Annotated in this window: 30 protein-coding genes and 1 tRNA gene; 11 read left to right on the forward strand and 20 right to left on the reverse strand. The window is 74.7% G+C overall.

Translation table 11 applies throughout. The features are described from left to right. Positions 1–10: 10 nt before the first annotated feature. Positions 11–2,059 carry an NAD(+) synthase gene (locus tag D1781_RS11545; RefSeq protein ID WP_119482420.1) on the forward strand — a complete coding sequence of 683 codons (2,049 nt, stop codon included), beginning with the start codon at positions 11–13 and terminating at the stop codon, positions 2,057–2,059. 10 nt (positions 2,060–2,069) lie between these two features. On the opposite strand, the gene D1781_RS11550 is transcribed toward D1781_RS11545, so the two are convergent. The 7 genes from D1781_RS11550 to D1781_RS11580 all read right to left on the reverse strand — a co-directional run bounded on the left by D1781_RS11550 (position 2,070) and on the right by D1781_RS11580 (position 10,788). Next, complete coding sequence (locus tag D1781_RS11550) at positions 2,070–3,230, reverse strand: mandelate racemase/muconate lactonizing enzyme family protein (protein ID WP_119482421.1); 1,161 nt, start codon at positions 3,228–3,230, stop codon at positions 2,070–2,072. Continuing rightward, positions 3,227–4,069 (reverse strand): RraA family protein, encoded by an 843-nt coding sequence (locus D1781_RS11555; RefSeq protein ID WP_119482422.1) that lies wholly within the window; start codon positions 4,067–4,069, stop codon positions 3,227–3,229. Before D1781_RS11555 ends, D1781_RS11550 begins: the two co-directional genes overlap by 4 nt. Before the next feature lie 368 nt (positions 4,070–4,437). Then, the gene (locus D1781_RS11560) at positions 4,438–4,944 is read right to left on the reverse strand and encodes a DUF3145 domain-containing protein (RefSeq protein WP_119482423.1); all 507 of its coding nucleotides are present in this window, start codon (positions 4,942–4,944) and stop codon (positions 4,438–4,440) included. A gap of 201 nt (positions 4,945–5,145) precedes the next feature. Then, positions 5,146–6,096, reverse strand: a complete 951-nt coding sequence (locus D1781_RS11565; RefSeq protein WP_119482424.1) for an NADP-dependent oxidoreductase — start codon at positions 6,094–6,096, stop codon at positions 5,146–5,148. A gap of 47 nt (positions 6,097–6,143) precedes the next feature. Further along, on the reverse strand, positions 6,144–7,787 hold the full coding sequence (locus tag D1781_RS11570; protein WP_233551291.1) for a bifunctional 3'-5' exonuclease/DNA polymerase: 1,644 nt from the start codon (positions 7,785–7,787) through the stop codon (positions 6,144–6,146). Between the two features lie 48 nt (positions 7,788–7,835). Beyond that, on the reverse strand, positions 7,836–8,675 hold the full coding sequence (locus tag D1781_RS11575; protein ID WP_233551293.1) for a DUF1684 domain-containing protein: 840 nt from the start codon (positions 8,673–8,675) through the stop codon (positions 7,836–7,838). A gap of 199 nt (positions 8,676–8,874) precedes the next feature. Then, a complete protein-coding gene (locus D1781_RS11580; protein WP_119482426.1) occupies positions 8,875–10,788 on the reverse strand; it encodes a S9 family peptidase in 1,914 nt (637 codons plus the stop codon). Between the two features lie 94 nt (positions 10,789–10,882). On the opposite strand from D1781_RS11580, the gene D1781_RS11585 reads away from it, so the two are divergent. After that, a complete protein-coding gene (locus D1781_RS11585) occupies positions 10,883–11,149 on the forward strand; it encodes a hypothetical protein (RefSeq protein WP_119482427.1) in 267 nt (88 codons plus the stop codon). A gap of 94 nt (positions 11,150–11,243) precedes the next feature. Further along, positions 11,244–12,365: a coiled-coil domain-containing protein gene (locus tag D1781_RS11590; protein ID WP_147392083.1), complete on the forward strand. Its 1,122-nt coding sequence runs from the start codon at positions 11,244–11,246 to the stop codon at positions 12,363–12,365. 24 nt (positions 12,366–12,389) lie between these two features. Here the strand turns inward: D1781_RS11590 and D1781_RS11595 are convergent, their stop codons facing one another. From D1781_RS11595 to D1781_RS18135, 3 genes are all read right to left on the reverse strand, one after another. Further along, entirely contained in the window at positions 12,390–12,890 is a 501-nt protein-coding gene (locus D1781_RS11595; protein WP_119482429.1) for a flavin reductase family protein, read from the reverse strand. Positions 12,891–12,933: 43 nt separating this feature from the next. Next, entirely contained in the window at positions 12,934–13,629 is a 696-nt protein-coding gene (locus D1781_RS18130; protein WP_119482430.1) for a LysM peptidoglycan-binding domain-containing protein, read from the reverse strand. 262 nt (positions 13,630–13,891) lie between these two features. Then, positions 13,892–14,497: a LysM peptidoglycan-binding domain-containing protein gene (locus D1781_RS18135; protein ID WP_119482431.1), complete on the reverse strand. Its 606-nt coding sequence runs from the start codon at positions 14,495–14,497 to the stop codon at positions 13,892–13,894. A gap of 310 nt (positions 14,498–14,807) precedes the next feature. On the opposite strand from D1781_RS18135, the gene D1781_RS11610 reads away from it, so the two are divergent. From D1781_RS11610 to D1781_RS11625, 4 genes are all read left to right on the forward strand, one after another. After that, positions 14,808–15,131 (forward strand): TfoX/Sxy family protein, encoded by a 324-nt coding sequence (locus D1781_RS11610; RefSeq protein ID WP_119482432.1) that lies wholly within the window; start codon positions 14,808–14,810, stop codon positions 15,129–15,131. Between the two features lie 28 nt (positions 15,132–15,159). Next, positions 15,160–16,053: an oxidoreductase gene (locus D1781_RS11615; RefSeq protein ID WP_119482433.1), complete on the forward strand. Its 894-nt coding sequence runs from the start codon at positions 15,160–15,162 to the stop codon at positions 16,051–16,053. 193 nt (positions 16,054–16,246) lie between these two features. Next, complete coding sequence (locus tag D1781_RS11620) at positions 16,247–16,942, forward strand: tetratricopeptide repeat protein (RefSeq protein ID WP_119482434.1); 696 nt, start codon at positions 16,247–16,249, stop codon at positions 16,940–16,942. A gap of 62 nt (positions 16,943–17,004) precedes the next feature. Further along, on the forward strand, positions 17,005–17,712 hold the full coding sequence (locus tag D1781_RS11625; RefSeq protein WP_119482435.1) for a DUF4232 domain-containing protein: 708 nt from the start codon (positions 17,005–17,007) through the stop codon (positions 17,710–17,712). Here the strand turns inward: D1781_RS11625 and D1781_RS11630 are convergent, their stop codons facing one another. Further along, positions 17,713–18,105 (reverse strand): DUF2510 domain-containing protein, encoded by a 393-nt coding sequence (locus tag D1781_RS11630; RefSeq protein WP_119482436.1) that lies wholly within the window; start codon positions 18,103–18,105, stop codon positions 17,713–17,715. It lies immediately after the preceding gene. 67 nt (positions 18,106–18,172) lie between these two features. Here D1781_RS11630 and D1781_RS11635 point away from each other — a divergent pair, with 67 nt between their 5' ends. Then, entirely contained in the window at positions 18,173–18,409 is a 237-nt protein-coding gene (locus D1781_RS11635; RefSeq protein WP_119482437.1) for a hypothetical protein, read from the forward strand. A 3-nt stretch (positions 18,410–18,412) separates the two neighbouring features. Here the strand turns inward: D1781_RS11635 and D1781_RS11640 are convergent, their stop codons facing one another. From D1781_RS11640 to D1781_RS11650, 4 genes are all read right to left on the reverse strand, one after another. After that, the gene (locus D1781_RS11640) at positions 18,413–19,315 is read right to left on the reverse strand and encodes a DMT family transporter (RefSeq protein ID WP_119482438.1); all 903 of its coding nucleotides are present in this window, start codon (positions 19,313–19,315) and stop codon (positions 18,413–18,415) included. Between the two features lie 67 nt (positions 19,316–19,382). Continuing rightward, positions 19,383–19,571 (reverse strand): hypothetical protein, encoded by a 189-nt coding sequence (locus D1781_RS11645; protein ID WP_119482439.1) that lies wholly within the window; start codon positions 19,569–19,571, stop codon positions 19,383–19,385. Positions 19,572–19,611: 40 nt separating this feature from the next. After that, entirely contained in the window at positions 19,612–19,794 is a 183-nt protein-coding gene (locus D1781_RS17350) for a hypothetical protein (protein WP_147392084.1), read from the reverse strand. 45 nt (positions 19,795–19,839) lie between these two features. Further along, positions 19,840–19,913: transfer RNA gene (locus D1781_RS11650), tRNA-Ile, on the reverse strand. An 82-nt stretch (positions 19,914–19,995) separates the two neighbouring features. Here D1781_RS11650 and D1781_RS11655 point away from each other — a divergent pair. After that, entirely contained in the window at positions 19,996–20,787 is a 792-nt protein-coding gene (locus D1781_RS11655; RefSeq protein WP_199706573.1) for an alpha/beta fold hydrolase, read from the forward strand. A 235-nt stretch (positions 20,788–21,022) separates the two neighbouring features. Here the strand turns inward: D1781_RS11655 and D1781_RS11660 are convergent, their stop codons facing one another. From D1781_RS11660 to D1781_RS11670, 3 genes are all read right to left on the reverse strand, one after another. Further along, positions 21,023–22,195 carry a glycoside hydrolase family 3 N-terminal domain-containing protein gene (locus D1781_RS11660; protein ID WP_119482441.1) on the reverse strand — a complete coding sequence of 391 codons (1,173 nt, stop codon included), beginning with the start codon at positions 22,193–22,195 and terminating at the stop codon, positions 21,023–21,025. Further along, positions 22,192–23,424: a glycosyltransferase gene (locus D1781_RS11665; protein WP_119482442.1), complete on the reverse strand. Its 1,233-nt coding sequence runs from the start codon at positions 23,422–23,424 to the stop codon at positions 22,192–22,194. The genes D1781_RS11660 and D1781_RS11665 overlap by 4 nt, the downstream gene beginning before the upstream one ends. 149 nt (positions 23,425–23,573) lie before the next feature. Next, entirely contained in the window at positions 23,574–24,509 is a 936-nt protein-coding gene (locus tag D1781_RS11670; RefSeq protein WP_119482443.1) for a DMT family transporter, read from the reverse strand. A gap of 88 nt (positions 24,510–24,597) precedes the next feature. On the opposite strand from D1781_RS11670, the gene def reads away from it, so the two are divergent. Next, complete coding sequence (gene def / locus D1781_RS11675) at positions 24,598–25,164, forward strand: peptide deformylase (RefSeq protein ID WP_233551295.1); 567 nt, start codon at positions 24,598–24,600, stop codon at positions 25,162–25,164. Positions 25,165–25,166: 2 nt separating this feature from the next. Continuing rightward, positions 25,167–25,439, forward strand: a complete 273-nt coding sequence (locus D1781_RS11680) for a GNAT family N-acetyltransferase (RefSeq protein ID WP_119482445.1) — start codon at positions 25,167–25,169, stop codon at positions 25,437–25,439. A 77-nt stretch (positions 25,440–25,516) separates the two neighbouring features. Here D1781_RS11680 and D1781_RS11685 read toward each other — a convergent pair whose 3' ends face one another. Together D1781_RS11685 and D1781_RS11690 are read right to left on the reverse strand one after the other, a co-directional pair. Further along, entirely contained in the window at positions 25,517–25,933 is a 417-nt protein-coding gene (locus tag D1781_RS11685) for a response regulator (RefSeq protein ID WP_119482446.1), read from the reverse strand. Further along, positions 25,930–26,823: a sensor histidine kinase gene (locus D1781_RS11690; RefSeq protein WP_119482447.1), complete on the reverse strand. Its 894-nt coding sequence runs from the start codon at positions 26,821–26,823 to the stop codon at positions 25,930–25,932. The genes D1781_RS11685 and D1781_RS11690 overlap by 4 nt, the downstream gene beginning before the upstream one ends. Positions 26,824–26,980 lie beyond the last annotated feature (157 nt).

The raw sequence follows: 26,980 nt of genomic DNA on the forward strand, positions 1-26,980 counted from the left end.
GGAGCGCGCGATGGACTTCCGGTCGATCCACGAGCACGGGTTCGCCCGGATCGCGGCCTGCACGGGCCTCACGACCGTCGGCGACCCGGCCGCGAACGCCGAGGACATCCTCGAGATGGCGGAGCGCTGCAGCGACGACGCCGTCGACGTCGCGGTCTTCACCGAGCTCGCCCTCTCCGGCTACTCCGTCGAGGACCTCGTGCTGCAGGACGCCCTGCTCGACGCGGTGGAGGCGGGCCTCGACCGCATCGTCACCGCGAGCCGCGACCTGCAGCCCGTGCTCGTCCTCGGCGCCCCGCTGCGGCGCGACGGCCGCGTCTTCAACTGCGCCGTGGTCGTGCACCGCGGCGCGGTCCTCGGCGTCGTGCCGAAGTCGTACCTGCCGACGTATCGCGAGTTCTACGAACGCCGCCAGCTGACCCCCGGCGACGACCGCCGCGGGCAGCGGATCCGCGTCGTCGGGGTCGACGCGCCCTTCGGGCCCGACCTGCTGTTCGAGGCGACGGACCTGCCCGGCCTCGTGCTGCACGTCGAGGTCTGCGAGGACATGTGGGTGCCGATCCCGCCGAGCGCCGAGGCGGCGCTCGCCGGCGCCACCGTGCTCGCGAACCTGTCGGGCAGCCCGATCACCGTCGGCCGGGCCGACGACCGCCGCCTGCTCGCGAAGTCGGCCTCGTCCCGCTGCCTCGCCGCCTACGTCTACGCGGCCGCCGGCCGCGGCGAGTCCACGACCGACCTGTCGTGGGACGGCCAGACGATGATCTACGAGAACGGCGTCCTCCTCGCCGAGACCGACCGCTTCCCCGACGACGACCGCATCGCGGTCGCGGACGTCGACCTCGACCTGCTGCGCCAGGAGCGCATGCGGATGGGCACGTTCGACGACAACCGCCGGACGCACGCCGCCCGGGTCGACGCGTTCCGCCGCATCCGCTTCGACCTGCAGCCGGTGCGCACGGACATCGGCTTCGAGCGGAGCGTCGCCCGCTTCCCGTTCGTCCCCGCCGACGCGGCCCGCCTCGCGCAGGACTGCTACGAGGCCTACAACATCCAGGTCGCCGGCCTCGTGCAGCGGCTCGAGGCGATCGGCCGACCCAAGGTCGTCATCGGCGTCTCGGGCGGCCTCGATTCGACCCAGGCCCTCCTCGTCGCCGCGCAGGCGATGAACCGGACGGGCCGGCCGCGCAGCGACGTGCTCGCCTTCTCGATGCCGGGCTTCGCGACGGGCGAGGAGACGAGCGGCAACGCGAAGGCGCTGATGGCGTCCCTCGGCGTCACCGCGGCGGAGATCGACATCCGGCCGACCGCCACGACGATGCTGAAGGAGATGGGCCACCCGTTCGGCTCCGGCGAGCCCGTCTACGACGTCACGTTCGAGAACGTGCAGGCCGGGCTCCGCACCGACTACCTGTTCCGGATCGCCAACCAGCGCGGCGGCATCGTGCTCGGCACGGGCGACCTGTCCGAGCTCGCGCTCGGCTGGTCGACCTACGGCGTCGGCGACCAGATGAGCCACTACAACGTCAACGGCGGCATCCCGAAGACGTTCATCCAGCACCTCATCCGCTGGGTGATCAGCACGGACCAGTTCGACGCCGACGTCGAGGCGACGCTCGGCCGGATCCTCGACACCGAGATCAGCCCCGAGCTCGTGCCCGGCGAGGAGCTGCAGTCGACGGAGTCGAAGGTCGGCCCGTACGCCCTGCAGGACTTCGCGCTCTTCCACGTGCTGCGCTACGGCTTCCGGCCGGGCCGGATCGCGTTCCTCGCCTGGCACGCCTGGCGGGACGCGGAGGAGGGCGGCTGGCCCCCGAACTTCCCGGACGAGAAGCGGGTCGCCTACGACCTGCCGACGATCCGGAGGTGGCTCGAGGTGTTCCTCCGCCGCTACTTCGGCTTCGCGCAGTTCAAGCGCTCCGCGATGCCGAACGGGCCGAAGGTGCTCGCCGGCGGCTCGCTGTCACCGCGCGGCGACTGGCGCGCCCCCTCCGACGGCTCAGCGACCACGTGGCTCGCCGACCTCGAGCGGTGGGACGCCGAGGGCGCGTTCGACGCCTGAGCGCCGGGGGCTACCGCTCCCCGAAGCCGTCGAGCACGTTGCCGCGCAGGTACTCGAGGTCCAGCTCGATCCCGAGGCCGGGCGCGGAGCCGAGCCGGAGGCGGCCGCCGGTGTTGTCGAGCGGCGCGGTGAGGAACCGGTCGTAGGAGCCGAGGTCGTACGCGCTCGTCTCGATCCGGTAGAAGTTCGGGACGGTGAGCATGACCTGCGCGCCGGCGACGAGGTTGATCGGTCCGCTCGCGTCGTGCGGCGTCATGGGGACGTAGTACGTCTCGGCCAGCGTCGAGATCTTCTTGAGCTCGGAGATGCCGCCGGTCCACGTCACGTCGGGCATGGCGTACTCCGTGAGCCCCTCGTGGAGGATCTCCGCGAAGTCCCACCGGGTGTGCAGCCGCTCCCCCACCGCGATCGGCACCGACACCTGCTCCTTGACCTGGCGGAGCGCGTGCCGGCTCTCCGGCGGCACCGGTTCCTCGAACCAGTCGATCGATCCCGCGGCCTGGAGCGCGGCGCACATCCGGATCGCGGTCGGCACGTCGAAGCGGGCGTGCGCGTCGATCAGCAGGTCCACGTCCGGCCCGACGACCTCGCGGACGACGGCGGTCAGCTCCACCGCGATCCGCTCCCCCTCCGCGCTCATCCGCCCGTCGAGGTAGCGGTCGTTCGCCGGCGACGCCCCGTCGAGGTGCGGGAACGGGTCGATCTTGATCGCGTCGTGGCCGGAGGCGAGGATCGCGCCCAGCTCCTGCTCGATCCCGTCGCGGCTCGTGAAGGCCGACTGGTCCGGGTGGGTGTAGATCGCGACGTCGTCGCGCACCCGGCCCCCGAGCAGGTCCGCGACGGGCACCCCGAGCACCTTGCCGCGGATGTCCCAGAGGGCGATGTCGATCGCGCTCGTCACGAGCGTGCCGGCGCCGCGGCTGCCCATGTAGGTGAAGGCCCGGAAGACCTTGTGCCAGGTGTCCTCGATGCGCGCCGGGTCGTCGCCGATGACGAGGTCGTTCAGCTGGCGGACCATCGCGGCGATCCCGCGGTCGGCCGTGCGCGTCGTCGTCGTGATCTCGCCCCAGCCGGACACCCCCTCGTCCGTCCGCACCTCGACGAAGAGGTACTCGCCCCAGAAGGTGCCGGGCGCCCGCACCAGCCACGGCACGACGCGCGTGATCCTCATCGCCGCTCCTCCCGCTGCTCGGCCCGCTGCGCCCCCTGCTGCTGCTCCGCGCGGCTCCGGCGCCACGCCTCGTACTCCGGGCGCGCCGCCTCGGTCAGCGGGTAGTACCGCCGCAGGTCGCCGCCCGCGGCCAGCCGGGTGCGCGAGAACTCCTCCCACTCGAGGTGCTCCTCGGCCCGCTCCGCGACGGCCTCCGCGAGGGCGATCGGCACGACCACCGCGCCGTCGTCGTCCGCGACGACGACGTCGCCCGGCACCACCGTCGTGCCGCCGCACGCCACGGGCACGTTCACGGCGTGCGGCATGAGCGCGGTCTGCGAATGGAAATTCGGCGTCGTGCCGCGGAGCCACAGCCCGATGCCGAGCCGGCTCGCGCTGCCGAAGTCGCGGATGCAGCCGTCGACCACCACGCCCACGCCGCCCTGCGCGGCGAAGTAGGTGAGCATCATCTCGCCGAAGATCCCGCTCTCGAGGTCGCCCCTGGCGTCGACGACCACGACGTCGCCCGGCCGCGCGTGGTAGAGCACGTGGCGGTGCAGCGAGCGCTCCGGGTCCGCGTACTCGTCGGCCAGCGCGAGGTCCTCCCGCTTCGGGAGGCACTGCAGCGTCAGCGCCGGCCCGGCGACCGTCGCTCCGGGCGTGCGGGGCACCGGCCCGGTGATCGCGGCGCTCCGCACGCCGAGCCGGTTCAGCTCCCCGCTGATCGTCGCCGTGCCGATGGCGCGGAGCCGCGCGACGACGCCGGGGTCCGGCCGGGTGATGCCCGGCGTGCTGATCCCCGGGGAGGTCTCCGCCGCGCCGGCCCGGCGTGCGCTGGTCCCGATCGCCTCGTCCGGCATGCGGCCTCCTCGCCGACGTGCGGGGCGCGCTCGCCGGTCCGGCGCGCATCCCCTGCCCGGATCGACGATAGGCGGCGCGACCGCGTCGCGCGAAACTGGCGCGACCACGAGCGAAACACGGCGTGCGTCACCGCCGGGCGATCGTCCGGCCGCGCCCGGGAAGGGGAAGAGCCCCCGTACCGGTACCCATCCGGACGGGGGCTCTTCTGCCGCGCGATGCTGAGGTTCGAGGGCCGCTACCCATACAGCCCGAACACTGAGAAGTCGCACCTGCGGACGTCTAGAAGGTACTGAATCGGAGGCCGATCAGCGGGGGTGACACGCCGATGAATTACATCTTCGTCATTCGATCGTGGCGTGTCGCCCGATCAGACGGCGGAGCGGTGCAGCCAGGTGACGGACGAGGAGCCGATGGCGTGCCGGAAGGGCTCCAGCTCGTCGTCCCAGGCCTGCCCGAGCGCGAGCCGGAGCTCGCGGTGCAGCTCGATCGCGCTGGTGCCGGCGGCGTCCATCGCGGCGCGGATCCGGTCCTCCGGCACGACGATGTTACCCGCCGCGTCGGTCTGCGCGTGGAAGATCCCGAGGTCGGGCGTGTGCAGCCAGCGGCTGCCGTCCACGCCGTCTCGCGGGTCCTCGGTGACCTCGAAGCGCAGGTGCTCCCACCCGCGCAGCTTCGAAGCGATCGCGGCGCCCGTTCCCGGTGCGCCCTCCCAGTAGAAATCGGTGCGCTGCGCACCGCGCAGCACGGGCTGATCCGTCCACTCGAAGCTCACGGGTCGACCGATCGCATGACCGGCCGCCCACTCGACGTGGGGGCAGAGTGCTCGCGGTGACGAGTGCACGTACAGCACGCCACGGGCGACTGAAGTGGCCATGTTTCGTCCTCCGTTCGAACAGATGCGTCTTCCCCAACGGATCTGTGGTGAACGGGAACCCCGATGCCACCTCTATGAAATTAGCGCGGGCCTATTCGGCACCCGGGAAGTATGCCGGACGACACGCCGGGAACTCAACCGGATCGGTTCGGCCTCGGCGCGCCGCGGGGCGCCCCCAGTTCTCGGGACGCCCCGCGGAGCTCACGGCAGCAGCGCGAGCTTGCCTCCCGGATGCCCCTCGGCGAGGAGCGCGAGGGCCTCGGAGGCCTGCTCCAGCGGGTACGTCCGGGCCATCGGGACCACCAGCTCGCCCCGCGCGGCGCGCGCGATGAGGTCGCCTCGAACGCTGTCGCGGAACGCCGCGCTCTCCGGGTCGCGGCCTCCCACTGCGCGGAAGCCCTCGCGCTGCGCGCGGGCGTGCGCCGCGATCGTGACGATGCGTTCCCTCGCCGCGAGGGCCAGGGACACGTCGACCGCCTCGTCGGTGCCGACGCAGTCGAGCGCGGCGTCGATCCCGTCGGGCGCGAGCGCGCGGACGCGGTCCTCGAGGCCGTCGCCGTAGGTCACCGGCTCGCCGCCGAAGCGGCGCACCTCGTCCGCGCGCCGCTCGCTCGCGGTGCCGATCACGCGCATGCCGCGCGCGACGGCGAGCTGCACGACCATCAGGCCGACCGCACCGGAGGCGCCGTGCACGAGCAGCACGTCCCCCTCGCGTGCGGCGACGACGCGCAGCATGTCCTCCGCGGTGCTGCCGGCGAGCAGGAGGTTCGCGGCCTCCGGGAAGCCGAGGCCCGCGGGCTTCGCGAACACGTCCTTCGCGGGCACGGTGAGCATCGACGCGTAGCCGCCCTGCACGCGGAACGCGAGGACCTCGTCGCCGACGGCGCCGCCGCCCGAGGCGAGCTCGGTGTCGGCACCGAGCGCGGTGACGACGCCCGCCACCTCGTACCCGGGGCGGAGCGGCAGGTCGGCGGGGTCCTTCGAGTAGCCCCCGGCCACCTGCTTGTAGTCGGCCGGGTTCACCCCGGCGGCACGGACCTCGATGGTCACCTGCCCGGGGCCCGCCTGCGTGAGCGGGACCTCGACGGTCTCGAGCACCTCGGGCCCGCCGTAGCGGGGCGCGATCACCTGTCGTGCGGTCGTGTTCGTCATGCCTCGATTCGACGCCGTCCGGCTGGGGACGGCGCTCAGTTCCAGCCCTAGGCCTCGGAGTAGCGGTCCACGACGGCGACGTCGAGGGGGAAGTCGATCGGGAAGTCGGCGAAGAGCAGCCGGCCGGCCGCCGCGGCGGAGGCGGCGACCGCCTCCGCCACCCGGTCCGCCAGGGCGGCCGGCGCGTGGACGATGACCTCGTCGTGCAGGAAGTAGACGAGGTGCGGCCGTGCGGTGATCGGCCCGTCGCCGAGCGCCCAGAGGCGGCCGCGCAGGTCCGCGAGCCAGCACAGCGCCCACTCGGCGGCGGTGCCCTGCACGACGAAGTTGCGGGTGAAGCGGCCGCGGTCCCGCGCCACCGCCCGGGCGCGCTGGAGCACCCGCTCGTCAGCGTCGAAGGCGGCGGCGTCCCGGTCGAGCGCGCGCTGGCGGTCCGAGACCGGCGGGGTCGAGCGGCCGAGGAGGGTCGACACGGTCCCGCCGCGCTCCCCCTCCCGTGCGGCCTGCTCGACGAGCGCGAGCGCCCGCGGGAACCGCTGCGCGAGCCGCGGGACGAGTCGGCCGCCCTCGCCGCCGGTCGCGCCGTAGAGAGCGCCGAGCATCCCGACCTTGGCGCTCTGCCGCGTGGCGACGGCGCCGCTCGCGACGATGCCGGCGTACAGGTCGCGGCCCCGGCCGGCGTCGGCCATGGCACGGTCGTGCGCGAGGCCGGCGAGCACGCGCGGCTCGAGCTGGGCGGCATCGGCGACGACGAGCTTCCAGCCGGGGTCGGCCGCGACGGCCGAGCGGATCTGCTTCGGCAGCTGGAGCGCGCCGCCGCCCCGGGCCGCCCAGCGCCCGGTCACGACGCCGCCGACCAGGTACTCCGGGTGGAACCGCTCGTCGCGGATCCACGCGTCCAGCCACGCCCAGCCGTTGGCGGCGTGGAGCCGGGCGAGCTTCTTGTACTCGAGCAGCGGCGCGACGGCGGGATGGTCGACGGCGCGGAGGTCGGCGGCCCGCGTGCTGTCGACCTGGATGCCGGCCGCCCGGAGGGCGCGCACGAGCTCGACGGGCGAGTCCGGGTTGAGGGTCGGCGCCGCGAGCGCGGCCCGGACGTCCGCGAGCAGGCGCTCGAGCGCCTCGGGGCGCCGGTCGGAGGGCACGCGGGGCCCGAGCACCTCCGCGAGGATGCGCTCGTGCTCCTCCCGCCGCCACGGGAGCCCGGCGAAGCGCATCTCGGCGGCGGCGAGCGCTCCGGCGGACTCCGCGGTGAGGAGCAGCCGGAGGGCCCCGGGACGGGTCGAGGAGGCGATCTCGTCGGCCTGACGGCGGTGCTCGGCGACGGGGTCGAGGTCGGCGGCGAGGTCGAGGGGCAGCGCGCCGTCGTCCGCGAGCGCGAGGTCGTCCCAGCCGTCGGCGGGGAGGCCGGCGACGGCGCCCCGCGTCCCCGCCGCGCGGCGGAGCAGGGCGCGGCCGAGCCGCAGGTCCCACGCGCGTGCGACGCGGACGCCGGCCGCGAGCAGGAGCGGGTACACGTCGGCCGTGTCCCACGCCCAGCGGGGCGAGTCGACCTCGAGCCGCGCGACCTCGGCGGCGAGGGCCTCGCGGGTGACGTCCTCCACGGCGCCGTCGCGCACGAGCGCGTAGCCGTCGGCGGTGCGGCGCACGACGATCAGGCGCTCGTGCGCCGCACCGGTCCGCTGCTCCACGGGGGGAACGCTAGAACACACCTCCGACGCGGCCTCCGCGCCGCAGCGTCACTCGTGCAGGAGCGACCCGTCCTTGCCGAGGACCTGCTTCTCGCCGGCCTCGATGCGGAACGGGAAGCGGTTCTGCTTCGGCGGCATCGGGCAGTTGAAGTTGTACGAGAACGCGCACGGCGGCAGGACCGCGTAGTTGAAGTCGAGCGTGATCGAGCCGTCCGGGTTCGGCGCGATGAAGAGGAAGCGGCCGACGCCGTAGGTGTCGACGTCGCTCGTCTCGTCGGCGAAGACCAGCTGGAGGCGACGCCCGTCCTTGAACGCCGCGAGCCGGTGCTCCTGGCCCTGGATCGTCACCGCGATGTCACCGGGCACCGGCAGCTCGCGCGTCGCGCCGTCGTCCTTGACGTGCGAGAACCCGACCGTCGTCCCTGCCGGGTTCGGCGTGAACGTGCCGGTGACGACCCACTCGTCGTCGTACGGGAAGGTGCTGATCGAGCCGAACTCCTCGATCGCCTCCGACTTCGCGTCCCACACGCGCAGGGCGTACTGCCCGTCCTCGCCCCGGATGACGGTGCCCGTGGTGTGGTCGTCGAACACGATCGAGGACGGCTGCGGGTCGTCCTTGCCGCGGACCACGACCGTGCCGTCGACCGGCTCGCCGTCGACCACGATGCCGTCCGCCGCGGTCGCCGTCACGAGCAGGCCGGACTCGCCGGCCTCGCGCGGCGCCCAGGTGCCGGGCACGCCCCAGATCGTCTGCTCCTCGCCGACCCACTGCGTGTTCGTCAGCGCGAGGAAGCCCTGCGCGGTCTGCACCGCCTGCTCGCGGGCGGCGTGGAACCGCTCCGCTCGCTCGGCGGCGGAGGGGGCGGGTGCGGTGGCGGTGTCGGTCACGGGGGTCCTTCCTCGGGGCGTTCGTGGGGTCGCAACGTACCGGGCGGCTCGGACCTTCCCGAGCGCCGCAGGTGATGTCGAAGCGTGATCTCGAGTCCCTCGCCCGGGAACACCGGACGTGGGGCCCATCGCTGCGCTCGCACCTCGATCAGCGGAGGGAGCGTGCCGGCGAGGCGGGAGTCGGGGGGACGAGGCCCGGTCAGCGCTCGAGGGGCAGGACGGGGACGCCGGGCGGGGTGAAGCCGAGCACCTGGCCGTAGAAGGACAGGGCGGCCTCCCGGGACGAGACCTGCGCCTCGCGGCCGCGGAAGCCGTGCCCCTCCCCCGGGTACTCGATGAGCGCGTGCGGGATGCCGCGCGCCGCGAGCGCGTCGCGGAAGCGCCGGGACTGCGCGGGCGGCACGACGCGGTCGTCGAGGCCCTGCAGCAGCAGGACGGGCGCGGAGAGCCCGTCGACGTGGTTGATCGGCGCGCGCTCGCGGTAGACGTCGGCGGCCTCCGGGTACGGCCCGATCAGCCGGTCGGTGTACCGCGCCTCGAAGTCGTGCGTGTCGGAGGCGATCGTCACCGCGTCCGCGACGCCGTAGCGGGAGACCCCGGCGGCGAACACGTCCGTCCGGGTGAGCGCGGCGAGCACGGTCCAGCCGCCGGCGGAGCCGCCCTCGATCGCGAGGCGGCGGCCGTCCGCGATGCCGCGCTCCGCGAGCCCGCGGACGACCGTCACGACGTCCGCGACGTCGACCACGCCCCACTGCCCGTCGAGCCGCTCGCGGTAGGCGCGGCCGTACCCGGTGGAGCCGCCGTAGTCGACGTCCACGACGCCGATCCCCCGGCTCGTGTAGTAGGCGTAGGCCGGGTAGGTGCGCACCCCGGCCTGCGCGGTCGGTCCCCCGTGCGCGAAGGCGACGAACGGCGGCAGCTCCCCCTCCGGCGCGACGAAGCCGGGGTTCCGGGGCCGGTAGACGACCGCGTGGACGCCGTCGACCTCGACGAGCTCCGCCTCCGGGAAGACCTCGAGCGGCAGGCCGTCGACGCCGCTGCGGACCAGCTCGAACGCGCCGTCCGCGACGTCGAGGGCCCACAGCGACTCGGGATCGCGCGCCGACTGGTCCACGAGCAGCGCCCGGCCGTCGCGCAGGTCCTCCCAGGAGGTGCGGGAGCGGTCGTCGCGGAGCACCGTCGTGCTCCCGTCCTCGGGGTCGAGCAGCAGCTGCCGGTCGCTGCCGAGGGTCGAGGTGAGCAGGATCCGCCCGTCGGGCAGCGGGAGGTACCAGCGGGTGCCGAGCACCCACAGCGGCCCGCCGGTCTCCCGGTCAGCGGCGAGCAGCGGCTCCGGCTCGCCGCCGGCCGGGTCGACGCGGTGGAGGTTCCACCAGCCGCTGCGGTCCGAGATGACGGCGAGGCGCCCGTCGGGCAGCCACTCGGGCTGCAGGACGGACTCGGCCGGGCCGCCGAGGAGCGTGCGCCAGGCGGCGACGCGACCGTCGACGAGGTCGCCGACGCGCAGCTCGGTGCCGTCCCAGGGCATGTTCGGGTGGTCCCAGGCGATCCACGCGATCCGGGAGCCGTCCGGACTGATCCGCGGCTGCGCGAGGAAGCGCGAGCCGCCCACCACGCCGAGGACCGCGGCGGGGTCGGCGGCGCCCGAGCCGTCGAGCGGCACGAGGACGAGGTCGCGCTCGACGTCGGACGGCCCGTCGCCGGTGTGCACCTCCCGCACGGCGAGGACGGCGCCGTCCGCGGGCACGAGGCCGCCGTAGGCGACGCCGGGCCGCTCGGGCGTCAGCGGGACGGGATCGAGGCCGGGTCCGTCGAGGCGGTGGAGGCGGCCGTCGCCGAACGCGGAGAACACGACCGTCGCGCCGACGGCCGTCCAGGCGCCCCCGCCGTACTCGTGCACGGCGCTGCGGACGTTCCAGGGTGCCGGCAGCACCGTCTCGACGCCGTCGGCGGTCCTGCGGCGCAGCGCCGTGCGCCGCTCCTCCGCGACCGGCTCGGCCCACCAGACCTCGTCGCCGACGAAGCGCGCCGAGTCGGGCGCGTGGCTGCCCGCGGCGACGGACTCGGCGTCGAGCGGCGAGCGCCACTCGCCGTGGGGCGCGGTGGTGACCATGCCCGACACGCTAGGGCGTGTCCGTCTTGCCGGTTCCCGGCCGGAGGGCGTACCGTGCGATTCTCGAACACGTGTTCGACTCCAGGAGGTGCGCATGGCCGTCGCGATCGGATCGCCGCAGGACGCCGACCTCGTCACGGGCAGCTCCGGCCGGCCGCGCCTGCTGCGCTGGCACGCGCGGACCTACCGCGTGACGGACGCGCCGACGCCGCTCGAGGACGCGCTCGCCTCGATGACCACCCACCCCCTCCCCGTGCACGGCTGGCGGTTCCAGGGCACGTGCACGCACGACGGCGAGACGCTCGTGTTCGACGTGGTCGCGCTCGGCGCCGGGTGGCGGGTCCTCAAGACCTACGCCTGACCTCGGCCTGACCTCGGCCTGACCGTCCCGGGCGGGGCGAGCCGGCCTCCGCGCGCCGCCCGGCCGCGACCGGGCGCGCGCCTACCCTGTGCGGATGCGGTCGGGGCGGCGGAGGGCGTCGGTCGCCGTGCTCGTCCTCGGGCTGGCCGTGCTCGGCGTGAACCTGGGCCCGACGGCGGCCCGGGCGGACGACCCGACGTGGGCCGAGGTGCAGGCGGCCAAGAACGACGTGAAGACGAAGGCCCGCGAGGTGCAGCGCATCCAGGCGGCGCTCGACGGGCTCGAGGACGAGGCCGCGCGGCTCGGCACGATCGCCCTGCAGAAGGCCGCCCTGGCCACTGCTGCGCAGAACCGGCTCCAAGCGGCGCAGCGCGTCACCGAGCGGCTCGAGGACCAGACCCGTGCCGCCGCGAAGCGGGCGACGGCGGCGCGCCGCACCGCGGCGACGGTCGCCACGCAGCTGTACCGCGGCGGCGACCCGGGCCTCTCCGTCTGGTTGTCCGGCCGCGGCTCCGGCTCCCTGCTCTACCGGCTGGGCGCGCTCTCGCAGATCGGCGACGCCTCGTCCGCGCTGCTCGGCCAGGCCGAGGTCGACCAGCGGGAGGCGGAGGCGCTCGGCGACCAGGCCGCCGCGCAGGCCGCGATCCGCGACGGGCTGGCGAAGCAGGCGCGGTCGGCGGCGGTCGCGGCGAAGGCCGCGGAGCAGGCGGCCGAGCAGCAGGTCGCGCGCACGCAGGCGCGACGCGCGACGCTGCAGAAGCAGCTCGCATCGCTGCAGGCGAGGTCGAGCTCGCTGCAGGCCTCCTACGCCGCCGCGCAGGCGGCGAAGGCCGCGGCGGCGCGCGCCGGCGCGACGAGCGGCGGCACCGGGCTCGGCGGGATCGCCGCCGGGCCGGGATCGTTGACGCCCGCCGCCGCGCAGGCGTACGCGGCCTCCCGCCTCGGCGCCTACGGCTGGGGCAGCGGCCAGATGCCGTGCCTCACCCGGCTCTGGAACATCGAGTCGGGCTGGCGCTGGAACGCCTACAACGCCTCGTCGGGCGCCTACGGGATCCCCCAGTCGCTGCCGGGCTCGAAGATGGCGACGGCGGGCGGCGACTGGACCACGAGCTCGCGCACGCAGATCGAGTGGGGCCTCGGCTACATCCGGGCGCGGTACTCGACGCCGTGCGGCGCGCTGAACTTCGAGACGAGCCACGTCCCGTACTGGTACTGATCGGCGCGACCGCCGGGTCGGGCGTCAGTCCGCGAGGGCGTGGTAGCCGCTGCGGTAGTAGACGAGCGGCGAGGCCGCGTCGAGGCCCGGCGCCTCGAGGGCGCGGACGCGGCCGACCACGATCACGTGGTCGCCGCCGTCGTGGACCGCGTCGATGTCGCACTCGACGTGCGCGAGGGCGCCGTCCAGCAGCGGGTTGCCGAGCGCGCCGGGCCGCCAGCCCTGGCCGGCGAACTTGTCGGCGCCGCTGACGGCGAACCGGTTGCTCACCTCCTGCTGGTCGGCGGCGAGCACGTTGACGGCGAACCGGCCGGTCGCGGCGATGCGGGGCCAGGTCGTCGAGGACCGGGCGGTGCTCAGCAGCACGAGCGGCGGGTCGAGGGAGAGGGAGGAGAACGACTGGCAGGTGAGCCCTGCGGGCCCGTCGGGCGTCGCACCCGTCACGACGACGACGCCGGTCGCGAATCGGGCGAGGACCTGCCGGAACGCGGCCTCGTCGAACGTCTCGGTCGGGGGGATCGCCACCGGAAGAGCCTAGGAGCCCTTCCGGTGGCGATGACTCCGCGTGTCAGGCGGGGAGCTGCAGCTTCTGGCCGACGTAGATCAGGTCGGGGTTCGCGACCTTCTGGTTCGCGGCCCACAGGCGGGTCCAGCCGCCCTTCACGTGGAGCTTCTTCGCGATCTTCGACAGCGAGTCGCCCGACTTGACGGCGTACGTCTTGCCCGAGGTCTTCACGGGCGCCGGACGCGACGGGGCCGCGACGGCCTTCGGGGCCTTCGCGACGCTCTCCGTGTTGCCGGAGACCGACGCGTGGTAGCTCCGCGTCGAGGACGACGACGAGTGCGACGACGACGAGGACGAGCGCGGCGAGGACGACGCGTGCGACGAGCCGCTCGAGGACGAGCCGGCGGAGCTCGACGAGCCGGTCGCGCCGGCCTTCACCGAGCAGACCGGCCAGGCGCCCCAGCCCTGCCCCGCGAGCACCTTCTCGGCGATCGCGATCTGGGTGGACTTGCTGGCGTTCGCCGGGTTGCCCGAGCCGCCGTAGCCGTGCCAGGTGGCGAGGCTGAACTGCAGGCCGCCGTAGTAGCCGTTGCCCGTGTTGATGTGCCAGTTGCCGCCGGACTCGCAGGCGGCGACGCGGTCCCACACGCTGGTGGGTGCGGCCTGCGCGGGTGCTGCGCCGAGGGCCAGGCCCGCGGTCGCGAGGCCCGCGACGGCGATGCCGGAGAGGACGGCACGGGTGTTGGTCAGGATCTTCATCGGTACGTGCTCCGTCGGGACCGCCTGCGCTCGTCCCATCCCTGGGATTCGGCGCGCCGCTGCCCACCCTGGTGTCGCGAAAGAGATGTCGAGCGGTGCGGTCTGGGGGCAGCGCGAGGCGTGGCCGCACCGGGCAGTAGCCCGAGGAGGAATTCGGTCACGGCGGTTCCTGGTCGCCGGCTCCCCCGAGGGCGCGACGAGATTGCCACGGTTCTCCAGGGCACTCCGCACGCGCGGCTCAGTCTTCCGGCCTACGGAAACCTCAGGCGGGGAGGCGCAGGCGCTGCCCGACCCGGAGCGCGTCCGGGTTCTTCAGGTGGTTCACGGCCGCGATCCGCTTCCAGCCGCCCTTCGCGTGCGTGCGGCTCGCGATGCGGACGAGCGTGTCGCCGGAGCGCACCACGACCGTGCGCGAGGACGCGGCGGGCCGGGCCGCTGATCGCTTCGCCGCGTGGTGCACGACGCGCTTCTTCGCGTGCTTCACGACGTGCTTCTTGCCGTGCTTCTTCGCGTGCGCCGCGGGCGTGCCGTGCAGCCCGAGCCGGCGGGAGCACGAGGGCCACGCGCCCCAGCCCTGGCTGCGGAGGACCTTCTCGGCGACGCGGATCTGCTTCGACTTGGTCGCGCGCGCAGGATTGCCGCTGCCGCCGTGGGCCCGCCAGGTGCCCATGCTGAACTGCAGGCCGCCGTAGTAGCCGTTGCCGGTGTCGATGTGCCAGTCGCCGCCGGCCTCGCACCTCGCGAGGCGGTCCCAGGTGCGGGTCGGCGCGGCTTCGGCCGGTGCGGCGGTGGCGACGAGGCCGCCGAGGACGAGGACGCCCGCGGCGAGCGAGGACACGAGGGCGCGGCGGAGGGACAGGAGGGGCATGGGTACGTGCTCCGGCGGGTCCGCCGCCGCTCGGCCCGTCCCCGGGTCTCAACACGCCGCTGCCCACCCTCACGGGTACGGAACTGTGGAGACGACGCGGTGTGGGGGCAGCGCAGGGCGTGGCCGCGTCGGGCAGGTATGCCGCGGAGGAGGGGTGTCCGGCGGTTCCTGATCGCCGGTTCCTTCGCGAGTGGTGTGAGAGTGCCATCAGTTCCATGGGCACGTCAAAGCCCGATCGCGCCTGCTTCCGCGTGCCGGAAGCGGGCTCCGGGGCCTTCCGCGGGACCGGGCCCGGTGCGACCCTGACCCCGTGGCCGACGATCCCGAGCTCGCGGAGCGGGTCCGCGCCCTGCTCAGGGCGGTGCCCGACGTGGTCGAGCGGCGCATGTTCGGCAGCCTCGGGTTCCTGGTCGGCGGTGTGCTCCGCGTCGGCGTCGGGCGCCACGCGGACCACGTGATGCTCGCGCGCGTGCCGCGCTCGGCCGAGGCGGCTGCGCTGGTCGAGCCGGGGGTCGGCCGCGCGATCATGCGCGGCCGGCCGGTGCGCGGGTGGCTCTTCCTGCAGGACGAGGCGGTCGCCTCCGACGACGCGCTGGCCCGCCGGGTGCGCCTCGCGCTCGACGCGGAGGCGTGAACCCAGGTCCGTCGGCGAGCATGCCGCGATGGTCTCCCCCGCGTCCCTGCCCGTGCCCGACCTGACCGGTCGCACCTTCGTCGTCACCGGCGCCGACAGCGGCATCGGCTTCGAGGCGGCGAAGCGGTTCGCCGCGGCGGGCGCGCGCGTCGTGCTGGCCTGCCGGAACCGGGAGAAGGCGGAGGACGCCGCCTCCCGCATCGACGGCGAGACGGTCGTGCGCCTGCTCGATACGAGCTCGCTGGAATCCGTGCGGGCGTTCGCCGCCGCGACGCCCGAGCGCGTCGACGTGCTCGTGAACAACGCCGGCGTCATGGCCTCCGACGAGACGCGGACCGTCGACGGCTTCGAGCTGCAGCTCGCCACGAACTACCTCGGCGGCTTCGCGCTGACCGCGCTGCTGCTCCCCCGGCTGGGCGACCGCGTCGTGATGACGTCGAGCCTCGCCCACTGGGGCGGTCGGATCGTGCTCGACGACCTGAACCGCACCCGCCGGCGCTACTCGCGCTGGGCGGCGTACGCCGACTCGAAGCTCGCGGACCTGATGTTCGCCTTCGACCTGCAGGCCCGCTTCTCCGCGGCGCGCTCGCCGCTCCGCGCGATGGCGGCCCACCCGGGCATGGCGGGCACGTCCCTCACCCGGGACCTGCACGTGCCCGCGCCGGTCGACGCGGTCTCCGAGGCGATCCTGCACGTCATCGGGCAGTCCGCGGCCGAGGGCGCCCTCCCGACCGTCTACGCGGCCACCGCGCCGGACCTCGCGGGCGGCACGTTCGTCGGGCCGAACGGGCTCGGCGGCCTGCGGGGCGCGCCGATCGCGGCGGCGTCGAGCCGGACGTCGCGGAACCGCGAGCTGCAGCGCCTCCTCACGGCCGAGTCGGAGCGGCTCACGGGCACTCGCATCGAGGTCCCCGCCGCCTGAACGAGCGACGCCCCGCCCTCCCGGGTGGGAGGACGGGGCGCCCGTCATGAGGAGTCCGCTCTACTCGTCCGGGCTCCGGATCCGCGGTCCATCGTTCATGTCCTCACGGTGCGCCGAGAAACCTGAGTTCCGGGTGTGGATCTCGAGGTCCGCCGCGCCCGCCGCCCTCAGGGGCACGACCTACAGTCGGAGGGTGCCCGAGGACGCCGAGCTCGCGCTGCTGCGGGACGCGTGGTTGACCGCGCAGGACGGCGAGACCGGCACCCGCTACGCGGAGGCGCTCGGGTCCGCCGGCGACGTCGAGGCGGCGCTCGCCGTCTGCCGCGAGGTCGAGGACCTCGGCTACTTCGCCGGCTGGTACACGGAGGCCTGGCTCGAGCACGACCGGGGCGACACCGTGCGCGCGATCGCGCTGATGCGCGAGGTCGCCGCCCTGCTCGACGACGACGAGGACCGGCGCTACCCGCTCGCCGTCGCGGCGCACTGGCGGTGGGACGAGGACGGCGACCTGACCGCCGAGGCCGACCTGCGGGCCGGTCTCGAGGCGTACCCGACCGCCGCCGCCGACCTCGCGCACCTGCTGATGGCGACCGACCGGCGGGAGGAAGGCGTCCGCGTGCTCGCCGACGGCGTGAAGGCGGGCTGGGTCGAGTGCATGCTGCCGCTCGCGAACATCCTCAGCGAGGGCGGCGAGAAGGCGGCCGCGGAGGACCTGTACCGGCGGGCCTACGAGCGGGGCGACGCCTACTCGGCCTGGAACCTCGCGATCCTGCTCTGGGAGACCGACCGCGGCACCGAGGCGCGGGAGTGGGTGTGGAAGGCGGCGGAGGGCGGCGACGACCTGGCGATCGCCTACCTCGCGGACGTGGACCCGCAGGACGCCGAGTAGTTCCGGGCACCGAGCGGTCGCCCGCCCAGCGCGCTGCCACCCCGGGGTGGCAGCGTGCGGGCATGAGGGGCGCGCGCCGGATCCTGCTGATCGCGACGCTGACCGCGGCGGTGACCGCCGGCGTCGCAGGATGCACGGCCGCACCGGACGGGACCGTCACGACGACCGTCACCGCGACCGCGTCCTCGGCGGTGCCCTCCTCCGCCGCCCCAGCCAGCGCGTCCGTCCCGACGGCCGCCGGCTCGAGCGGACCGACGGCGTCGGGCGGGCCGCGCGCCGACCCGGATGCGCCCGCCGGGCAGTGCTCCGACGCGGATCTCGCCGTCTCGGTGCAGGCCGACCCCGAGGGCGGCGCGGCCGGGCACGACGACTCGTTCGTCGTGTTCCGCAACACGGGGTCCGCCTCCTGCCGGCTCGAGGGCTTCCCGGGGCTCAGCGTCGTCGGGCACGGGAACGGCACGCAGCTCGGGCGCCCCGCGAGCCGGCCCGACGGTGCGGCGACGCCGCTCGTCGTCCTGCGGCCGGGCGGCACCGCGGTCGCCGAGACGGTCTACTCCGTGGTCGACGCGAAGGGCGGCGTGTACGACGAGGGCGGTGGGAAGGACCCGAGGTGCCGTGCGGAGCGCGGCGACGGCTACCGCGTGTACCCGCCGCACTCGACGCGCGCCTTCTTCGTCCGCGCCGCGGTGTACGCCTGCACCACGGGCATCGACTGGATCAGCGTGCAGCCCGTCAGGGACCACGTCACCGGGTTCACGCCGCGAACCTGATCAGGACGAGAACTCGCCCCGCAGCTCCCCCGCCGCGTCGACGGTGAGCACCGCCCGGTCCTTCGGCCAGTTCGTCAGCCGGACGGCGAGCACGATCAGCCAGAACCCGCCCGTGATCAGGACGAGCGCGATGTTGAGGAGGAAGTTCACGCGCTGCCGCTTCGCCACGACGGCCCGGGTGCCGGTGTTGTACTCGACCGCGTAGCCGTGCTCGACGTAGCGGGCGACCGCCCGCTCGAGGATCGCGCTCCGCTCGGCGTCGGACAGCTGCCCGCCGCGGGCGACGCCGCCGGGATCGACGAAGTGGTCGGTCCAGCGGGCGCCGTCCCACCAGCGCCGACGGCCGGACGCGTCGCTGTAGAAGCCGGGCGGCGGCGCGGTCGGGTCGGTCATGCTCGGACCCTAGCCGCGGCGGCCGCGGTTCCCGGCCCTGCGCGCCCGGTCGCGGCACGATGACGGGATGTCGTGGTCGTCGCCCGAGGAGCGCGAGCGCCGACTGCGCCGCGCCCGTCTCGCCAACCGGATCGCGATCGGCGCCTTCGCCGTCGCGCTCGTCGCGCTCGTCGTGCTGCTGGTCCTCGACGGCCCGTCGCCGATGCTGCTGCTCGCCGGTCTCCTCGTCGTCGTCTCGACGGTCCGCACCGCCCTCCGCCTCCGCGCGATCGGCCGGGCGCTCGCGGTACCGCCGGAGGGCTGAGCCTCAGCGCCGCGGCACCGGACGGTGCCGCGCGAGCAGCACGACGCCCGCGACCGCGACCGCGCCGGTGAGCGCGAAGACCCCGGGCGCCCAGGCGGGCGCCTGCGCCGCCTCCCCGAGCACGACGACCCCGAGCGTGACGCCCACCACGGGGTCGACGACCGTGAGGCCGGCGACGACGAGGGACGCGGGCCCGGACGCGTAGGCCGTCTGCACGAGCACGGCGCCGAGCCCGCCCGCGAGTCCCATCCCGATCACGCAGACCGCGGACGACCAGTCGGCGGCCGTGAAGCCGGTGCCGGTCGCCCAGATCGTGTGCAGGCGGTCGAGCACCACCTTCGTGAGGCTGCCGACGAAGCCGAAGAGCACGCCGGCGCCGAGCACGAGGGCGATCGGCGGAAGGCGGGTCCGCAGCAGCAGCACGACCGGCAGGGCGACGACGAGGACGACGGCGAGCACGGCGAGGACCGCGACCAGCTGCGTCTCCTGCACGGGGCGGGACGTCGTGGTCGCCGCCGCGACCGCGACGAAGAGCCCGATGCCGACGACGCAGAGGGCGACCGCGACGACGAGCGCCCGCTCGGGCCGGCGACCGCGGGCCCGCGCGTCGAGCAGGGTCGAGAGGACCAGCGCGGCCGCACCGAGCGGCTGGATCACCGTGAGGGGCGCGAGGAACAGGCTGAGCAGCTGGAACGGGATCGCGAGCGCGAGCAGTCCCGTGCCCATGAGCCAGACCGGACGGCGCAGGAGCGCGAGCAGCGCCCGCAGCCGCGGCACCGCCTCCCCCGCCGTGCCGGCACGGACGCCGCGGTGCTGCAGCTCCGCCCCGGCGGCGAGCAGCAGCGACCCGACGAGCGCGACGGGGATCCCGAGCGCCTGCAGCGGGGTCAGCGTGCCGACGTGCAGATGCGCCTCCCGGGTCTCGTCCGGCCCCTCGACCGGTGCGTCGCAGGCAGTCTGCCGGGTCGCGCGGTCAGTCGATGCGACGCCGCTCGCGGCGGAAGCGCGGGACGGCGACGGCCAGCATCGCGATCGATCCGGCGGTCAGCAGGACGCCCACGCCGAGCAGGTGCCCGAGGCCGAGCAGCGCCCCCGCGACCAGGTCGAGCGCGCCGACGGCGATGAGCATCCCGTACCGCGCGGGATCGCGCCGACCGACCACGGCTCGCACCCTACGTCCGCCTGCGAGGAGGAGGTGGGCGCTACCGGACGCCACGGGCGCGGTACAGACCGACCCCGACGACCCCGCAGGCGAGGATCACCAGGACGCCGGATGCGGGGCTGAAGCCGCCGTCCGGCTGCCGGAGGGCCACCGCGACCGCGAGCAGCACGCCGACGACGGCCAGGTACGGCACGAGTGCGACTAGGCGCGGGCTGCGCTTCACGGCGCCACGGTAGCGGGCGGCCGATCCGGACCGCGCAGCCGTTCGTAGGGCGGACGGGACTTGAACCCGTGACCGATGGATTATGAGTCCACTGCTCTGACCGGCTGAGCTACCGCCCCGCCGTCACGATAGCCGTCGCCTCCGCCGCCGACCCGCCCACGCCGGGTCGGCGTCGAGATCCGGCGGCCTATGGTCTGGACGGTGACCGACCAGACGTTCCCGGTGCCCGGCGCCGAGCTGTCCTACGAGGTGCACGAGGGGGCCGGGCCGACCGTCGTGCAGCTGCACGGGCTCTCCTCCTCCAGGGCCGGCGAGGCCGCCGCGGGATTCTTCGACTGGTCCCCGGTCGCCGCCGCCGGACGCCGCCTGGTCCGGTACGACGCGCGCGGGCACGGCCGCTCGACCGGCCGCGCGGAGCCCGCCGACTACGCGTGGTCCCACCTCGCGGAGGACCTCCTCGCCCTGCTCGACGCGGTCGCGCCGACGGAGGCGGTCGACGCGATCGGGGTGTCGATGGGCGTCGGCACGCTGCTGCACGCGGCGGTGATCGCGCCGCAGCGCTTCCGGCGACTCGTGCTCGTGATCCCGCCGACCGCGTGGGCGACGCGGACCGCGCAGGGCGACGCGTACCGGCAGATGGCGGACCTCGCCGAGCAGCACGGGGTCGATGCGCTCCTGCGCGCCATGAGCGCCTACCCGCCGCTGCCGATCCTCGCCGAGGGCGGGTGGACCACCGCGCCGGCGCCGGACATCGCGGCGGACCTCGTCCCCACCGTGTTCCGCGGCGCCGCCGCCACCGACTTCCCCGCGCCCGAGGCCGTCGCGTCGATCCGGCAGCCGGTGCTGCTGAAGCCGTGGGTCGGCGACCCCGGCCACCCGGTCTCGACGTCGGAGCGGCTGGAGGAGCTGCTGCCCGACGCGCTGCTCGAGCCGATGGCCCGGCCGGACGACATCCGCGCCCTCGGCGGCCGCATCGCCGACTTCCTCCGCTGAGGCGCGGGCTCGCCACTTCCGGCAGGCGACACCCCGCCCGGGGTGCCGAAAGCGGCGAGTGTGCGCGTCGGGGAGGTGGTCTCGAGGCTCGCTGCGATCGCACCTCGATCGGCGGGGGCGGGTGGAGGAGCTCGACGGCGGGCGCGTGAGGTGGGTGCGGTCTCGAGGCTCGCTGCGCTCGCACCTCGACCAGCGGGGGGGGGCGAGGGCGGGGCGGGGCGGGGCACGGCGAAGCTCAGTCGGCCAGGCGGAGGCGGGCCGCCACCACGCGCTCCGCGGCCGCCGTCAGCTGCGCCGAGAACGCCGGGTCGTCGGCCGCCTCCTGCACGAGGGCGCCGTGCATCGCCCCGAGATCCCCCGGCTGGATGTCGAGCAGGAGGTCGCCGCCCGCCCGGACGAACTTCACCGCGCGCTGCGCCGGCGTCCACGCTCTCACCGCCGCCGCTCCCCCGACGTCGTCCGACATCACGACGCCGTCGAAGCCGAGCCGGTCGCGCAGCAGCCGCTGGACGATCCGCGACGAGAACAGCGCGGGCGTGCCGGGGTCGATCCGGGCGTACTCGGCGCTCGACACCATCACGAACGTCGTCCCCGCGTCGATCCCGGCGGTGAAGGCGGCGATCCGGAGCGAGTCGGCCGTCGTCTCCCGGTCCACGACGTGCGCCGCGGTGTCCGTGTTCGCCGTCACGCAGCCGAGGCCCGGGAAGTGCTTCACCGCGGTGTCCACGCCGGCCGCGCGCATGCCCGCGACGAACGCGGCGACGTGCCGCCCGGCCGTCGATGGGTCGGAGGAGAACTGCCGCCGCAGTGCGGCGATCGGCGGGTTGTTCCCGACCGTGTCGGCGCACGGCACGTCGGCGACGGGCGCGAGGTCGAGCCGGACGTCGGCGGCCGCGAGCTGCCGGCCCCAGCGCTCCGCGTCGGCCCGGGTCGCGTCCGCCGAACCAGCGCCCTGCCGCACGGCGCTCGGGATCGCGGAGAAGCCGGGCCCGCTCAGCACCTGGACGGTGCCGCCCTCCTGGTCGGTCGCCGTGATCAGCGGCAGCCCGGTCGGCGCGGCCGCGCGCACCGGCCCGAACGCCGCCGCGACGGCCTCCGTGCCCGCGGCGCTGCGCCCGCGGACCATCACGCCGGCCAGGTGGTACCGGCCGACGGCGCCCGCGAGGCCCGGCAGCTGCGGCACGGTGCCCGCGGTCATCAGCACCTGCCCGGCCCGCTCCTCGGCCGACATCCCGGCGACGAGGGCGGCGGCGCGCTGCTCGAGGGTCGGCGTGGGCGTGACGCTCGGCGTCGGGCGCGGCGCGGTCACCGTCACGGTCACCACCGGCGCCGGGTGGGCCGGACCCGCGCAGCCGCTCAGCGCGACGCCGAGCGCCGCGACGAGCGGCAGGACCAGCGCGCGCCTCAATCCGAGATCGCGCTCCGGGCCCGCCGTGCGAGCGAGCGGAACTGCTCCCGCACCTTCGCGGGCAGCGGCGGCACCTCCGTCACCGGATCGGTGACCTCCTCGCCGCGGTAGAGCCGCTCGAAGATGGTGATCGTCGTGTCGATGTCGTGCGGCTCGAGCAGGCGGAGGGACGCGCGCTGCATCACCTCGTACTCGTCGTGCGGCATGCGCAGCACCCGCTCGAGGCGCTCCGCGAGCGCTGCGACGTCGCGGGGCGGGAACAGGTAGCCGTTCTCGCCGTCGCGGACGAGGTGCGGCAGCGCCATCGCGTCGGCGGCGACGACGGGCAGCCCGCTCGCCATCCCCTCCATGGTCGCGATCGACTGCAGCTCCGCCGTCGACGGCATCGCGAAGACGGTGGCGCGGGACAGGATGGCCCGCAGGTCCTCGTCGCTGACCCGGCCCGGGAAGTGGACGCGGTCCGCGATGCCGAGGCGCTGCGCCTGCTGCTCCAGCGCCTTGCGGATGTCGCCCTCGCCGACGAGGTCGAGGTGCGCGTCGAGCTCGCGCGGGATGCGGGCGACCGCCTCCACGAGGTCGGGCAGCATCTTCTCGCCCGTGATCCGGCCGACGAAGACGATGCGGTTGCCGGTCTTCTCCTCGAAGTCGGGCGTGTAGTCGCTCATGCGGATGCCGCAGGAGATCGCGTGCACGTGCTGCAGGCCCGTGCGGGACTCGAGGTAGGCGGCGGCCCGCTTCGTCGGCGTCGTCAGCGCGGCGGCCTTCCGGTAGAGCCGGGTGCAGTCCTTCCACGCGAGCCAGGTGATGAGCGGCCAGGTGGACTTCGGGAAGGGCGTGTGCTCGATCAGGTTCTCGGGCATGAAGTGGTTCGTCGCCACCACCCGGATCCCGCGCTTGTGCGACTCGGTCGTGAGGCCGCGGCCGATCAGCATGTGCGACTGCATGTGCGCGACGTCGGGCCGGACCTGGTCGATGACCTTCGCCGCGTTGTGGTGGATGCGCCACGGGTAGACGGCGCGGAGCCAGTCGTGCAGCGGCCAGCGGAAGCTGTTGAGCCGGTGCACCGTGAGCATCTGCCCGAGGTGCTCCTCGCGGTACGCGCCCTGCTTCTCGCCGTGGCTCTGGGCGAGGATGTGCACGTCGTGGCCGCGGGACGCGATGCCGGCGGCGAGGCGGACCGAGAAGCTCGCGGCGCCGTTCACGTCGGGCGCGAACGTGTCGCCGCCCATGAGGACGGTCAGCCGCGGCTTGGCGGCGTCCTCCGTCGAGTCGCTGATGGCGTTCTCCTCCGGGGGATGGTGCCCCGTACACGGGGGGCCTGGGCGTTTGCGACGCTAGCGCATGGCCGCGGAGGGGGCGGTCGCGGCCGCGGCGCGCCTCATCGGGACCTCGCGGCCTCCCGGTCGGCCACCTCGGGGTGGTGCCGCGACAGCTGGAACACCCCGAACACCGCGATGGCGCCCGAGACGAGGAAGGCCGGGCCGGCCCACCAGGGCGCGTTCTGCGCCTCCCCGAGCACGAGCACGCCGATGCCGACGGCGACGATCGGGTCGACGACCGTGAGGCCTGCGATCACGAGATCGGGCGGCCCGACGGCGTAGGCGGTCTGCACGAGGTAGAGCCCCGCCGCGCCGGCGGCGAGCAGCCCCACGCCGCACAGCACCGTGAACCAGTCGAACTGGCCCGCGATCAGGCGGTTGATGACGGTCTTCGCCATCGTCGCGACGAAGCCGTAGAGGATGCCGGCCCCGACGATGTAGGCGACGGGGGTCATCCGCGCCCGGTAGATCGCATAGAGCGTGCCGAGCACGACGAGCACCACCGCGAGCAGCACGAGGATCGTGCGGAGGTCGTCGTCGGAGATCGCGCTGTCGGTCGCGCTCGGCGCGGCGATCGAGACGAAGATCGCGACGCCCCCGACGCAGAGGACGATCGCGCGGACCACCTTGCGGCTCAGGTGGATGTGGTTCATCCGCGCGTTGAGGATCGCGGTCACCACGAGCGCGATCGCGCCGATCGGCTGCACGACGATCAGGGCGGCGAAGCGGAGGCTCGTCAGCTGGAGCACGATCGCGAGCCCGAGCATCACGGTGCCCATCAGCCAGGACCGGGTGCGGATCAGGCGCAGCAGCTCCGAGCCGCCGAGCTCCGTGCCGGCGGTCGCGCGCCGCGCCTCCACCTGCTTCACCCCGCGCGACTGGAACTGCGCGCCGAAGCTCAGGAACACGGCGCCGACCAGGGCGATCGGGATGCCGACCGCCTGCGCCGTGTTGAGCACCTGGGGGCCGAGGTGCAGTTCGAGGACGGGCGGCACGGCGGCACCCTAGCGGGCGGGGCGGGAGCAGCGACGGCGCTACGCTGATGAGGCGCCTGTTTCGCGAGTGACCCGGAGGTTCGACAGGGTGAGCGTGCTGCCGATCCGGATCACCGGCGACCCCGTGCTGCACACGCCGGCCGCGCCGGTCGTGACGTTCGACGACGAGCTGCGGACGCTCGTCGCCGACATGTTCGAGACGATGGACGCGGCGCCCGGCGTCGGCCTCGCCGGCCCGCAGGTCGGGGTGCCCCTGCGGCTCTTCGTCTACTCCTACGAGCACGACCCCGACGGGCCGCAGCGCGGCGTCGCGATCAACCCGACGCTCTGGATCACCCCGACGCCCGTCGGCGAGGCCGACGAGGACGCCGAGAGCGAGGGCTGCCTCTCCGTGCCCGGCGAGCGCTTCCCCCTCCGCCGCTCCCCGCGGGCGCGGCTCGAGGCCGTGGACCTCGACGGGAAGCCCTTCACCCTCGACGCCCGCGGCTGGTTCGCGCGCATCCTGCAGCACGAGACGGACCACCTCGACGGCGTGCTCTACGTCGACCGCCTCGACTTCCTGCACCAGCGCCGCGCGAAGAAGGCGATCAGCGGCAACCGGTGGGGGCGGCCCGGCAACAGCTGGACGCCGGGGGTCGACGACCTGGAGGCGTGACCATGGAGTTCGAGCACGAGGCGGACCGCCGCCGGTACCTCGGTCGCATCGACGGCGAGGTCGTCTGCTCGCTCGACTACGCCGACGACGGCGCGGTCGTCTCGATGACCCGCACCTTCACCGGGCCGCCGTACCGCGGCCGCGGCTACGCGGCGCAGATCACCGAGCACGCCGTCGACGAGGCGGAGCGGGCCGGCCGCCGGGTCCGGCCGATGTGCTGGTACGTCGCGCAGTGGTTCGACGAGCACCCGGAGCGCGCGGGCCTGCTCGCGTAGGCGTTCCTTCCCACATCCGGGGATGTGGGCGTGCGGGCGCCGGTTCCCCGGACGTGGGAAGAAAGAAGCGGATCGGGCTAGGGAGCGACGCGGCGGAGGGCGGCCGCCGCGCGGATCGCGGCGAGCAGGTCGTCGGGCGGCGCGTCCTTGTAGAGCAGCGCGTCGGCGCCCGCCTCCCGGCCGGGACCCGCGTGCCGGTCGAGGTCCGTCGCCGTCACGAGCACGACGCGCGTCACGGGCGCGCCCTGGGTCAGCCGGATCCGCGCGTCGGAGCCGATCGTCTCCGTGACCTGCACGCCGCCGAGGCGCGGCATCCGCACGTCGACGACCGCGACGTCGACGGGAACGCGGCGCAGCACCGCGAGCGCCTGCACGCCGTCGGGCGCCTCCGCGACGACCTGCAGGTCGGGCTGCGCGTCGACGACGAGGCGCCAGCCCTCCCGCTGCAGCGGGTCGGCGTCCGCGAGCAGCACGCGGATGGGCTCAGCGCTCACCGGTGCGACAGGTCGACGCCGTGCACCCCGTTGTGGAACCGGATGGAGGGGAAGGTCGCGCTGATCGAGAACCCGACGCCGGGCGTCTCCGAGGCCGTCAGCGTGCCGCCGAACAGCTCCGTGCGGGCCCGCATCTCCTGGATGCCCGGGCCGGTCAGCTCCTGGGTCAGCGACCGGAGGTCCTCCTCGACCCCGTAGGACAGCTCCGCGGCGGCCTCGTCCGCCGACAGCCCGCGGCGAAGCACCGCGTTGCGGAACCCGTCGTCGTCGACCTTCACCGCGAGCCCGGACGCGGTCCACGTGAAGGCCACGCGCACCTCCGTGCCGTCCCCGCCGTACTTCAGCGAGTTCGACAGCGCCTCCTGCAGGATCCGGTAGACGGCGAGCTCGGCACCGGCGTTCAGGTCGTAGGGCTCGCCGTGCTCCTCGACGAGCACGCTGAGGCCCGCGTTCCGCATCGTCGTGAACAGCTCCCGCGTCGACCTCAGCCGCGGCTGCGGCCCGGCCTCCGCCTCGCTCTCGCGCACGAGCGTCATGACGCGGCGCATGTCGGCGAGCGTCTCCCGGCCGGTCTCGGCGATCGTCTGCGCCGCGCGGACGGCCGCGGTCGGGTCGGTCGCGCCGGCGTACCGGGCGCCGTCGGCCTGCGCGACCATCGCGGAGACGCGGTGGACGGCGACGTCGTGCAGCTCGCGGATGATCCGGAGGCGCCCGCTCTGGTCGGCGACGGAGACCTGGAGCCGCGCGGTGTAGCGGTCGTCCTCGGCCGCCTCGCGCCGCTCGGCGCGGAGCCGCCGCGCGGTGACGAGCAGCAGCACGAGCAGCACGATCGCGACGACGAGCAGGCCGCCGCTGACGGCGAGCCAGACGGGCTGCGGGAGGCTCGGCATGGGAGCCGAGTCTATGGACGGTGCCGCCGGATGCCGCGGAGGCGCGGGCGCCGCGCTCCCCTCCTTCCACAACTATCGCCGCACCCCCGTCTTGCGGCAAGACCCCCCTCCCGCGGCAGCATGCCGAGCCCGTCGCGCGCGGTGCGCGACGGGCGGA

The organism is Amnibacterium setariae, assembly GCF_003581425.1.
In the GTDB taxonomy this organism is placed as follows: Bacteria; Actinomycetota; Actinomycetes; order Actinomycetales; family Microbacteriaceae; genus Amnibacterium; species Amnibacterium setariae.

Excerpts from the sequence above, each read along its gene's own strand:
- D1781_RS11550 (WP_119482421.1), bottom strand. The coding sequence starts at position 3,230 with ATGAGGATCACGCGCGTCGTGCCGTGGCTGGTGCGGGCGCCCGGCACC.
- D1781_RS18130 (WP_119482430.1), bottom strand. The coding sequence starts at position 13,629 with ATGAAGATCCTGACCAACACCCGTGCCGTCCTCTCCGGCATCGCCGTC.
- D1781_RS11635 (WP_119482437.1), top strand. The coding sequence starts at position 18,173 with ATGTCGTGGTCGTCGCCCGAGGAGCGCGAGCGCCGACTGCGCCGCGCC.
- D1781_RS11560 (WP_119482423.1), bottom strand. The coding sequence starts at position 4,944 with ATGGCCACTTCAGTCGCCCGTGGCGTGCTGTACGTGCACTCGTCACCG.
- D1781_RS11585 (WP_119482427.1), top strand. The coding sequence starts at position 10,883 with ATGGCCGTCGCGATCGGATCGCCGCAGGACGCCGACCTCGTCACGGGC.
- D1781_RS18135 (WP_119482431.1), bottom strand. The coding sequence starts at position 14,497 with ATGCCCCTCCTGTCCCTCCGCCGCGCCCTCGTGTCCTCGCTCGCCGCG.
- D1781_RS11555 (WP_119482422.1), bottom strand. The coding sequence starts at position 4,069 with ATGCCGGACGAGGCGATCGGGACCAGCGCACGCCGGGCCGGCGCGGCG.
- D1781_RS11590 (WP_147392083.1), top strand. The coding sequence starts at position 11,244 with ATGCGGTCGGGGCGGCGGAGGGCGTCGGTCGCCGTGCTCGTCCTCGGG.
- D1781_RS11690 (WP_119482447.1), bottom strand. The coding sequence starts at position 26,823 with ATGCCGAGCCTCCCGCAGCCCGTCTGGCTCGCCGTCAGCGGCGGCCTG.
- D1781_RS11545 (WP_119482420.1), top strand. The coding sequence starts at position 11 with ATGGACTTCCGGTCGATCCACGAGCACGGGTTCGCCCGGATCGCGGCC.
- D1781_RS11565 (WP_119482424.1), bottom strand. The coding sequence starts at position 6,096 with ATGACGAACACGACCGCACGACAGGTGATCGCGCCCCGCTACGGCGGG.
- D1781_RS11615 (WP_119482433.1), top strand. The coding sequence starts at position 15,160 with ATGGTCTCCCCCGCGTCCCTGCCCGTGCCCGACCTGACCGGTCGCACC.
- D1781_RS11680 (WP_119482445.1), top strand. The coding sequence starts at position 25,167 with ATGGAGTTCGAGCACGAGGCGGACCGCCGCCGGTACCTCGGTCGCATC.
- D1781_RS11630 (WP_119482436.1), bottom strand. The coding sequence starts at position 18,105 with ATGACCGACCCGACCGCGCCGCCGCCCGGCTTCTACAGCGACGCGTCC.
- D1781_RS11625 (WP_119482435.1), top strand. The coding sequence starts at position 17,005 with ATGAGGGGCGCGCGCCGGATCCTGCTGATCGCGACGCTGACCGCGGCG.
- D1781_RS11665 (WP_119482442.1), bottom strand. The coding sequence starts at position 23,424 with ATGGGCGGCGACACGTTCGCGCCCGACGTGAACGGCGCCGCGAGCTTC.
- D1781_RS11580 (WP_119482426.1), bottom strand. The coding sequence starts at position 10,788 with ATGGTCACCACCGCGCCCCACGGCGAGTGGCGCTCGCCGCTCGACGCC.